The organism is Ginsengibacter sp., assembly GCF_057362405.1.
The window spans coordinates 1-10,199 of the sequence record NZ_JBMQQG010000278.1; the positions used below are offsets into that span (position 1 = coordinate 1).

Below are 10,199 nucleotides of genomic sequence, written 5' to 3' on the forward strand. Positions count from 1 at the left end.
ACGGGCCCCATTCTTATGTCAGCGCAAGTTGGTATGTAAAGAAAGAAGTCGCTTCCACCTGGAATTATATGGATGTGCAAGCAAGAGGCAAAATAAAATTTTACGATATAGAAAGAACAAAAGAAATAATTCGTGATCTCACCAATCATTACGAATACGAGGAAAGCGAAGCTGCCTTTAATAAATTACCTACCGAATATGTTGACCGGTTAGTAAAAGCAATTATTGGATTTACAATTGAAATATCATCAATTGAAAATGTTTTTAAATTGAGCCAGAACCGGGACATTCAATCGAGAAAAAATATTATTGAAAAATTATCCGCCTCCACTGATGCAGGCGCCAATGCTATAGCTGTTGAAATGAAGAAGAGACTGTCAGAATAAAATATAAAAATGACCGCAAAGTTTTTAATCGAACAGATAAAAGAAAAAAAATCTTACTTATGTGTAGGACTTGATACCAGTGTTGAAAGAATACCAAAACACCTTCAGTCCCATCCGGGTGCAGTTTTTGAATTTAACAGGCAAATAATTGATGCGACAAAAGACGTATGTGTTGCCTATAAAATCAATACCGCGTTTTATGAAAGCTGTGGTATAAAAGGGTGGGAGGCAATGGAGCAAACAGTTAATTATATTCCTTCTACACATTTTAAAATTGCCGATGCAAAACGTGGCGACATCGGTAACACATCATCGCAATATGCCAAAACTTTTTTTGAACTATTAAATTTTGATGCCATAACGGTTGCACCTTACATGGGGTATGACAGTATTCAACCTTTCCTGGAATATGATAATAAATTCACTATTGTTTTAGGACTTACGAGTAATAAAGGAAGCGAAGATTTTCAGCAATTGAAAGTTGGTGATGATTATCTTTATGAAGCAGTTTTGAAGAAAGTAAGTGAGTGGGGAACTAAAGAAAATTTAATGTTTGTTGTAGGAGCTACTAAAGCAACGGAACTTATTTCAATACGAAAAATCATTCCCGAAAATTTTTTGCTAATTCCCGGAGTCGGCTTCCAGGGCGGCAGCCTGGCCGATGTTTCAAAATACGGTATGAATAAGGAATGCGGGCTTTTGGTAAATGCTTCCCGGGCAATCATATACGCCAGTGACGGTGAAAATTTTGCAGACGAAGCAAGAACTATTTCGCAACAATACCAGGCAGAAATGATGAGTTATCTTTGATAGGCGATATTTAACTTCACCCAATAATTTATTACCTACATGGCACAGGATTTATTTCAATCACCAGATTACTTTAATGTTGATGAGTTACTTACCGATGAGCACAAATTGATAAGAGAATCGGTAAGAAGCTATATAAAAAAAGAAATCTCTCCTATAATTGAAGACTATGCACAGCGGGCTGAATTTCCGCAACAAATCGTAAAGCAATTGGGTGATTTGGGATGTTTTGGTCCGACGATTCCTTTCGAGTATGGTGGCGGTGGTCTTGATTATATTTCTTATGGATTAATGATGCAGGAACTGGAAAGAGGTGACAGCGGCGTTCGTTCAACTGCGAGTGTGCAGGGGTCGTTAGTAATGTTTCCTATTTATGCTTATGGAAGTGAAGAGCAGCGAAAAAAATATTTACCAAAACTGGCAAGTGGAGAATGGCTTGGTTGTTTTGGCCTTACCGAACCAGATCATGGAAGTGACCCAAGTGGTATGCTGAGCAATTTTAAAGATTCGGGCGATCATGTTATTTTGAATGGAAGTAAAATGTGGATCAGCAATGCGCCTTTTGCACAAGTTGCGGTTGTTTGGGCAAAAAATGAAGCTGGTGAAATACACGGACTAATTGTGGAGCGTGGCATTGAGGGTTTCACGACACCAACGACACACAACAAATGGAGCTTACGGGCAAGCGCAACCGGAGAATTAGTTTTTGATAATGTAAAGGTCCCTAAAGAAAATATTTTACCAAATATAAAGGGATTAAAAGGCCCTTTAAGTTGCCTGACGAAGGCCCGGTATGGTATAGCATGGGGAACGATTGGAGCCGCCATGGATTGTTATGATACAGCCTTGCGATATTCCAAAGAAAGAATTCAATTTGATAAACCTATCGGAAGTTTCCAATTGCAGCAAAAGAAGCTCGCAGAAATGATAACTGAAATCACTAAAGCTCAGCTCCTGAACTGGCGGCTTGGGGTATTGATGAATGAAGGCAAAGCGACACCGCAACAGGTGAGCATGGCCAAAAGAAATTCATGTCAAATTGCGTCTAACATTGCCCGTGAAGCACGGCAAATGCTCGGTGGTATGGGTATTACAGGCGAATACCCTGTTATGCGCCACATGATGAATATCGAGAGTGTGATTACTTATGAAGGCACACATGATGTGCATCTGCTTATTACAGGCATGGACGTTACTGGGTTGAATGCATTTAAATAGGAAATGTCTTTTTTTTAGTAAATTGCCAGACATGGAATATCAGCTATATAAAAACATTGTTTCTAATCCCGATATATGTAACGGCAAGCCTATCATTAAGGGAACAAGGATTACTGTGCAATCTGTAATGAGCTTTGTGCTTGCCGGGGACGATGATGAAACCGTTTTAGAAGGATATCCAAGAATGACCTCAGAAGATTTGCAAACATGCAAAGAATTTACCTCGATGCTTTTTGACAAGCCTACTTTGATTAAATCTATCAAGCTTTCCACATAAATGGTTAAATATCTTATCGATGAGAATTTACCTGCATTTTTACCGGCATGGAACAGTGATTTATTTATCCATGTTTCTGAAATACCACATGTAGATTTAGATTCTGATATTTGGCAATATGCACTTTCAAAGGAGCTTACCATAGTCACAAAAGACTCGGATTTTTATTTTAGATATCTATCTTCTAATAATTACCCCAAAGTAGTTTGGATAAAAACAGGGAATTTAAAAAAAAAGAAGTTTAATTTATTCATAGAGTTAATTTGGAAAGATGTTGAAGAAGTTCTTTTGTCAAGTTCATTCGTGATTATTAATGAAGAAAAAATTCAGGGATTTTGAACAAACATTTTTTTCTCGTCGGTTTTATGGGGAGCGGAAAAACGCACTGGGGATCTATTTGGGCGAAAGAAAATGGATTGACATTTTACGATTTGGATGAAATAATAGAAAACGAATACGGAAAAGCAATCACAGACATTTTTGATAAAGACGGAGAAGAAAAATTTCGTCAACTGGAAAGAGATCATCTCCGGAAATTCAAAAATGAATTGAATTTTGTACTTGCCTGCGGCGGGGGAACGCCTTGTTTTTCGGATAACATGGAATGGATGAAATTACACGGCACGGTGATTTATTTAAAAGCGAAACCGGAAATACTTTTAAAGCAGGTAATGAACGAAACTGAAAAAAGGCCGGTCATAAAAAAAGTGGATTCTTCGGAATTATTACTTTTTATTCAAAATAAATTAGCGGAAAGAGAATCTTTTTATTCCATGGCCGATTTTATTTTAAATGTTGAGGAACTCAATGAAAAGTCACTTTCGAATCTCATTTCAAAAAAAACTGAGTAGTTAAAATATATTTAAAATCTTAATTTCTTATATCAATGCACAAAGGTTTTTTAAAAACTGCTACATTGTTAGGTGCGCTTTCGGTAGCGCTTGGAGCCTTTGCTGCTCATTCGCTTAAACAGCATGTTTCTGATTATGCGGTGAGCATTTTTGAAACGGCAGTACGCTACCAGTTTTATCATGCTTTTGCATTGTTAGCCGCAGGTATTTTGTATAAAGAATTTCCCAATAAGCTTATGCAATGGGCGGGCAAATTATTTATCGCGGGAATTATTTTTTTCTGTATCTCTTTATACCTGCTAACTTTTATTAAGGCTGCCGTGTTACCGGGCTATGATTGGGTGGGTGCTATTACACCTGTTGGTGGCATGTGTTTTATCGCGGGTTGGCTTTGTTTGTTTTTGGGAATAAAAGGAAAACGTTAAACTCCATCAATATAGCGTTCGGATGAAAGCTGCTGAAATTATTTGAACTTCATCTATAATGATTCAACAATAGAACAATTCATTCATTCGTCCATTTAACCATTTATCTATCTTTGTAAGCAAATGGCTACTATTAAAAAAGCAAAAAAAAATAAAGCGGCAGAACCTAAGAAATTTAAGGCTGATGTTGAAACGAAAGTCGAGGTAAAAAAGTTGCTCAAGGACGAGCGGTCTCATAAGATTGCCGGGACAATTCTTATCCTGACATCGGTTTTACTTTTCCTTTCTTTTACTTCTTATTTATTTACCTGGCAGGAAGATCAATCAAAGGTTTTTAAAGGAGCGAAGATCCTGTTACCCAGTCATGCTGAACCAATGGCAAATTTGCTCGGTACTGCAGGGGCATATTTTTCGGATCTTTTTTTCAGGTCGGGTTTTGGTATTGCTTCTTATCTTTTTTGTACATTCTTCTTTATAGTAGGAGTAAATTTATTTGCACCAAAGAAAGTTTTCTCCGTTGGTCGCAATATTCGTTATGTAATAGTGGGCCTTTTGGTAGTAAGCGTTACGGCTTCGTTTTTGTTTAAAGGCCATCCTTTTCCCTGGGGTGGCGCCGTTGGCGATATGGAAAATCAATGGTTGCAAAACATGATTGGTAAAGTGGGGACCGCTTCGCTTTTATTAGTAGCCATAGGCAGTTACATCATCTGGCGTTTTAACCCTTCGTTCGACTTGCTGTACAAAAAATTAAATCGCAATGATGGAGTTTCCAAAGATGCCGATACCCTTTTTGATACCGATCCAGAACCGATAAAAAATTTAACGGATGATTTCGTACCATTAACAAGCATGCCGGTTACCAAAGACGACAAGATTAATCATGAATTCGGTATTGTGGAAAAAGAGGAAAAGGCTTTGATCATAAAACCCGGAGAAAGGAAAGAATTTCCACTAGCTGAAATAAGAGAAGAAAAAATTACTAATCCCGCTACGAACAAATCGCCTCAAAACGGCCTTCAACTGGAAGTAAAACCGTTACCAACCGATATTGAAAAAGAAGAAACCGTTATAACAAAACCAAAGCCTCAGCAACCATACGATCCAATACTTGATTTAAGAAATTATAAATTTCCAACTGTAGATTTGTTAGAAACCCACGGAAGTGAAAAAATAATTCAGGATGTAACGGAACTGGAAACTAACAAGAACCAGATTATCAATACACTCAGGAACTACGATATAGAAATACAAAAAATTTATGCAACAGTTGGGCCAACCGTAACCTTATATGAAATTGTTCCGGCTCCGGGTGTTCGCATTTCACGGATAAAAAATCTTGAAGATGATATCGCCCTAAGCCTTGCTGCGCTTGGTATTCGTATTATTGCTCCCATTCCGGGGAAAGGTACGATAGGGATTGAAGTCCCCAATGTGAAGAAGACCATTGTGAGCATGCGGTCTTTGCTGAATTCAGATAAATTTCAGAATAACAATTTTTCATTACCTATTGCTATTGGTAAAAAAATTGACAATGAGAATTTTATTGTTGACTTAACAACAATGCCTCATTTACTAATGGCAGGTGCTACCGGACAAGGTAAATCTGTTGGCTTAAATGCAATTCTCGTTTCTCTTTTATATAAAAAACATCCGTCGCAGTTAAAGCTTGTTTTAATTGATCCCAAAAAAGTTGAGTTAAGTATTTATAAAAGTATTGAAAAACATTTTTTAGCCAAATTGCCCGGTGAAGAAGATGCCATTATTACCGATACAAAAAAAGTTATTCATACACTCAATGCCTTGTGTATTGAAATGGATAACCGCTACGATTTACTAAAGGAAGCGGGTACCCGAAATATAAAGGAATACAATGAAAAATTTGTTGCAAGAAAACTGAATCCTGAAAAGGGGCATCAATATTTGCCATTTATCGTTTTGGTAATTGATGAATTTGCTGACCTGATAATGACCGCCGGCAAAGAAGTTGAAATGCCGATTGCCCGGCTGGCACAGCTTGCAAGAGCGGTAGGTATACATTTGATTATTGCAACTCAGCGACCATCGGTTAACATTATTACAGGAACGATCAAAGCGAATTTCCCCGTGCGTATTGCTTTTAAAGTGAGCAGCAAAATTGATAGTCGCACTATACTTGACATAGGCGGCGCTGAGCAATTAATTGGAAAGGGAGATATGCTCATCAGTTATAACGGGGAGCTTACGCGTTTGCAATGTGCATTCGTGGACACACCTGAGGTTGACCAGGTTACTGATTTTATCGGGGATCAGCAAGGTTACCCACAGGCATTCATGTTGCCAGAGTATGTTGATGAAAAAGAATTTGAAAATAAAGAATTTGATGTCAACGACCGGGATGCACTTTTTGAAGATGCTGCTAAATTAATTGTGCAAAGCCAAAGCGGAAGTACATCATTATTACAGCGCCGAATGAAACTAGGATATAACCGCGCCGGCAGATTAATGGACCAATTGGAGGCGGCTGGTGTTGTGGGCCCTAACCAGGGCAGTAAAGTGAGAGATGTTCTTATTAAAACAGATGCAGAACTGCAACAATATCTCAATGGGAATTAGAATAACTTACAGCCATGCCTAAACGCAAACTGATCCGACAAAACATTTTTACCTTGTCGAAAAAGCGCAGTATCGGAAAAGTAATTCCTGCATTTTATCTAAATAATGAAATTTAAGCCACGTAAATTAGTTATAGTTGGGTTATCTGTAGTGTATAAGTCTTCGAATGCAAGCACTTTATCAATGATGTTTTAATAGTTACGTTTTGCTATTATAATAGCTGTAGCTTACAGTAAACAGATTTGTGGCAATTATAAGATCTTTCCCCCGTGGCTATTTTTACCGTGATAGAGAACACCCTTTATCTCCATCCATGTTATTGGCCCTTAAGAAAGTATGCACAAATCAAATCAGAAGGAGGGCGTTCGGTCCAAAAGACATGAAAAGATCATTATATCCCCTCATCGAAAGGGGCTTAATAAGTCTTACATTTTGTATCATTAAGGGTGAAAAGATAACTACATGGGGAGTAACCAAAAAAGGCTTAAGGTGCCTGCAATCCCTGCCAACAAGGTAATATTCTTATATTTTTTTTACTCAACTTTACCGGCTTAATCAGGCAGTTTTTATTGGGTTAGAAATTTTTTACAAAATGCTATCTTCGTTTGTAATGTCGAAGTATTTAATTGTTGGTCTTGGCAATATAGGCAGCGAATATGCGCACACGAGGCACAATATCGGCTTTGATGTCATTAGCGCTTTTGTTTTAAAACATGGAGGAACTTTCCGCGCCGGGCGACTTGCAGAGGTAGCTGAAATCAAGTGGAAGGGAAAAATATTTATTTGTATAAAGCCAACCACATTTATGAACCTGAGTGGGAAGGCGGTAAAATACTGGATGGATAAGGAAAATATTGCTGTAGAAAATTCGTTAACTATCGTTGATGACCTCGCCCTTCCGTTATACAAACTGCGTTTGCGTAAAAGTGGGAGCGATGCAGGTCATAACGGACTACGTGATATTCAAAATGTTCTTGGGACAGATGTATATCCCAAACTTCGTTTTGGAGTAGGAAATAACTTCCCAAAAGGAATGCAGGTTGAGTTTGTTCTCAGCCAATGGCTCCCGGAAGAAATACCTATCGTAAGGCTAAAAATAGAAAAATGTATCGAGGTAATTGAGAATTTTGCAACAATTGGAATTGACAGGACTATGAACACAATAAATAGTGTTACATTTAATTCTTAATGCGGTTGTTAAGTAAATTCTTTTTTTAGAATGTTTTGTATATTTTCGCCAACTAAACCTCTGGCACCCAAATAAATAAAGCTGCTTAAAAATGAAAATTTTTTGTATTGGACGTAATTATGCAGATCACGCAAAGGAAATGGGTAATGAGATACCTACTGAACCGGTTATTTTCATGAAGCCCAAGAGTGCTCTCGTTCAAAATCATACTCCATTTTACTATCCCGAGTTCACGAATGAGCTTCATTATGAATGTGAGCTTGTTATCCGAATAAGTAAGAACGGAAAGTACATCCAGGAGAAACATGCTTCTAATTACTACAATGCGATAAGCGTGGGCATTGACTTTACAGCACGTGACATTCAAATGCAATTAAAAGAAAAAGGGCTGCCATGGGAAAAAGCAAAATCTTTCGACAACTCAGCGGCAGTAGGAACTTTTGTTGATTTGACGCCTGCTATAAACAAAAAGAATATCAATTTCTCGTTCGCAAAAAATAAAGAAATTGTTCAAAAGGGCAATTCCGCCAATATGATTTTTTCGATCGACGCGATAGTTGCAAATATTTCCAATTATTTTTCACTGAATATCGGCGACCTCATTTTTACCGGCACACCGGCCGGAGTTGGCGAATGTATGGTTGGCGATTCTTTAGAAGCATTTCTTGAAAATGATTCACTTCTCAAGCTCGAAATTAAATAAGCGATAGCTAAGCTATTATCTCCTTTAATTAATTTCCCCTCCAGGATAAATGTATTGTTCTTGGTTTATTGGTACAGTTCAAGAATAAATTTATTGAGATGTACAATGGGGGCATAAAAAAATTCCCTCCCGAAGAATCGGGAGGGATCTCTTTAACCCTTAAAACAACCAACAAGAAATAACTGTTGATTTTGTTTATATATACGGGGCAATGTTGTTGATGGTTTTGAAAAATCAAATTAGAGCAAGATCCAGCACCTGCTGCATTGTTTTTACATAATTCACTTTGAGGCCCTTGATATAATTGGGGTTTATTTCATTCACGTCTTTTTCATTTTGAACGCTCATAATTATTTCTTTTAAGCCGGCCCTTTTGGCCGCTAGCACTTTCTCTTTAATGCCGCCCACGGGGAGCACCTGGCCTCTTAATGTAATTTCTCCGGTCATGGCAAGATAGGGTTTCACTTTTCGCCCGGTAAATGAAGATGCCAGCGCTGTCATCATGGTAATACCGGCGCTGGGACCATCTTTAGGAACTGCTCCTTCGGGCACGTGAACGTGTACATTTTTCTTATTGAATACATCGGGGCTTATTCCATACTTTTTTGCGTTAGCTTGTAAGTAAGTCATGGCTGTGCTGGCGCTCTCTTTCATAACATTGCCAAGGTTGCCGGTGAGTTTTAATTCTCCCTTTCCATTTTCACTGGTAGTTGTTTCAATAAACAAAATATCTCCACCCACATACGTCCATGCAAGACCCACTGCAACGCCCGCCATATTAGCCGTTTTATACATTTCGTTACTATACCTCGATTTGCCAAGAATCTTTTCTACATCCCCAATACTCAACGTAGGTTTCAGTTTGCCTTTTTCTGCATAATTCCGGGCCAGGTTACGCATAACACTTGCCAGTTGCCTGTCCAGTTCACGCACCCCACTTTCCCGAGTAAATTCAGCTATTATTTTTTCGATAACGGTATCACTTATTTTAAACTGAACGTCTTTCAATCCATGCGCTTCTTTTTGTTTGGGTATAAGATGGCGCTTTGCTATTTCAATTTTTTCTTCTATGGCGTATCCATTAAGATCGATTATTTCAAGTCTGTCCCGTAATGCCGGCTGAATATTTTGAAGATTATTAGCAGTAGCGATAAACAATACCTTGCTCAGATCATATTCCATTTCCAGGTAATTGTCATAAAAATTATTATTCTGCTCCGGGTCAAGCACTTCCAACAATGCAGAAGAAGGATCCCCGCGAAAATCTGTTCCTACTTTATCAATTTCATCCAAAATCATAACGGGATTGGAAGATTTTATTTTCCTGATGGATTGTAAAATCCGTCCCGGCATGGCGCCAATGTAGGTTTTGCGATGGCCACGTATTTCACTTTCATCGTGAAGGCCTCCAAGACTTACCCGTACATATTTGCGGTTGATCGCATTGGCAATGCTTTTGCCCAAAGAGGTTTTTCCAATTCCGGGAGGGCCCACAAAACAAAGAATCGGACTCTTCATATCACCTTTCAACTTAAGAACAGCAAGGTATTCGAGAATTCTTTGCTTTATTTTCTCCATTCCATAATGATCGTGATCCAGTATTTTTTTTGCTTTTTTGAAGTCATATTGGTCCTTCGTATAATCTTCCCACGGCAGGTCCAGCATAAGGTCTAAATGATTATATACTACAGAATAATCGGGCGTTGAAGGGTGCATTCTTTCCAATTTTTCCACGCCTTTGTGAAACA

The 10,199-nt window shown here is 38.2% G+C and carries 11 protein-coding genes; 10 read left to right on the forward strand and 1 reads right to left on the reverse strand.

Annotation, left to right across the window (positions count from 1 at the left end):
- From ACO1O5_RS22880 to ACO1O5_RS22925, 10 genes are all read left to right on the forward strand, one after another.
- The coding region (locus ACO1O5_RS22880) for an FMN-binding negative transcriptional regulator (protein WP_486274454.1) at nt 1-386 on the forward strand (386 nt) is incomplete at its 5' end.
- Between the two features lie 9 nt (nt 387-395).
- The gene (gene pyrF, locus ACO1O5_RS22885) at nt 396-1,196 is read left to right on the forward strand and encodes an orotidine-5'-phosphate decarboxylase (RefSeq protein WP_486274456.1); all 801 of its coding nucleotides are present in this window, start codon (nt 396-398) and stop codon (nt 1,194-1,196) included.
- Nucleotides 1,197-1,235: 39 nt separating this feature from the next.
- Nucleotides 1,236-2,414 carry an acyl-CoA dehydrogenase family protein gene (locus ACO1O5_RS22890; protein ID WP_486274458.1) on the forward strand — a complete coding sequence of 393 codons (1,179 nt, stop codon included), beginning with the start codon at nt 1,236-1,238 and terminating at the stop codon, nt 2,412-2,414.
- A gap of 31 nt (nt 2,415-2,445) precedes the next feature.
- The gene (locus ACO1O5_RS22895) at nt 2,446-2,691 is read left to right on the forward strand and encodes a DUF433 domain-containing protein (RefSeq protein WP_486274460.1); all 246 of its coding nucleotides are present in this window, start codon (nt 2,446-2,448) and stop codon (nt 2,689-2,691) included.
- The gene (locus ACO1O5_RS22900; protein ID WP_486274461.1) at nt 2,692-3,030 is read left to right on the forward strand and encodes a DUF5615 family PIN-like protein; all 339 of its coding nucleotides are present in this window, start codon (nt 2,692-2,694) and stop codon (nt 3,028-3,030) included.
- Nucleotides 3,027-3,542 carry a shikimate kinase gene (locus ACO1O5_RS22905; RefSeq protein WP_486274463.1) on the forward strand — a complete coding sequence of 172 codons (516 nt, stop codon included), beginning with the start codon at nt 3,027-3,029 and terminating at the stop codon, nt 3,540-3,542. Before ACO1O5_RS22900 ends, ACO1O5_RS22905 begins: the two co-directional genes overlap by 4 nt.
- A gap of 35 nt (nt 3,543-3,577) precedes the next feature.
- Entirely contained in the window at nt 3,578-3,967 is a 390-nt protein-coding gene (locus ACO1O5_RS22910) for a DUF423 domain-containing protein (protein WP_486274464.1), read from the forward strand.
- 123 nt (nt 3,968-4,090) lie between these two features.
- A complete protein-coding gene (locus ACO1O5_RS22915; protein ID WP_486274465.1) occupies nt 4,091-6,559 on the forward strand; it encodes a DNA translocase FtsK in 2,469 nt (822 codons plus the stop codon).
- A 592-nt stretch (nt 6,560-7,151) separates the two neighbouring features.
- Nucleotides 7,152-7,748, forward strand: a complete 597-nt coding sequence (gene pth, locus ACO1O5_RS22920) for an aminoacyl-tRNA hydrolase (RefSeq protein ID WP_486274466.1) — start codon at nt 7,152-7,154, stop codon at nt 7,746-7,748.
- 91 nt (nt 7,749-7,839) lie between these two features.
- Entirely contained in the window at nt 7,840-8,451 is a 612-nt protein-coding gene (locus tag ACO1O5_RS22925) for a fumarylacetoacetate hydrolase family protein (protein ID WP_486274468.1), read from the forward strand.
- A gap of 234 nt (nt 8,452-8,685) precedes the next feature.
- Here ACO1O5_RS22925 and lon read toward each other — a convergent pair.
- Nucleotides 8,686-10,199, reverse strand: a 1,514-nt coding sequence (lon, locus tag ACO1O5_RS22930) for an endopeptidase La (protein WP_486274470.1), incomplete at its 5' end; no start/stop codon positions are given.

Excerpts from the sequence above, each read along its gene's own strand:
- pyrF (WP_486274456.1), top strand. The coding sequence starts at position 396 with ATGACCGCAAAGTTTTTAATCGAACAGATAAAAGAAAAAAAATCTTAC.
- ACO1O5_RS22890 (WP_486274458.1), top strand. The coding sequence starts at position 1,236 with ATGGCACAGGATTTATTTCAATCACCAGATTACTTTAATGTTGATGAG.
- ACO1O5_RS22895 (WP_486274460.1), top strand. The coding sequence starts at position 2,446 with ATGGAATATCAGCTATATAAAAACATTGTTTCTAATCCCGATATATGT.
- ACO1O5_RS22900 (WP_486274461.1), top strand. The coding sequence starts at position 2,692 with ATGGTTAAATATCTTATCGATGAGAATTTACCTGCATTTTTACCGGCA.
- ACO1O5_RS22910 (WP_486274464.1), top strand. The coding sequence starts at position 3,578 with ATGCACAAAGGTTTTTTAAAAACTGCTACATTGTTAGGTGCGCTTTCG.
- ACO1O5_RS22915 (WP_486274465.1), top strand. The coding sequence starts at position 4,091 with ATGGCTACTATTAAAAAAGCAAAAAAAAATAAAGCGGCAGAACCTAAG.
- pth (WP_486274466.1), top strand. The coding sequence starts at position 7,152 with ATGCTATCTTCGTTTGTAATGTCGAAGTATTTAATTGTTGGTCTTGGC.
- ACO1O5_RS22925 (WP_486274468.1), top strand. The coding sequence starts at position 7,840 with ATGAAAATTTTTTGTATTGGACGTAATTATGCAGATCACGCAAAGGAA.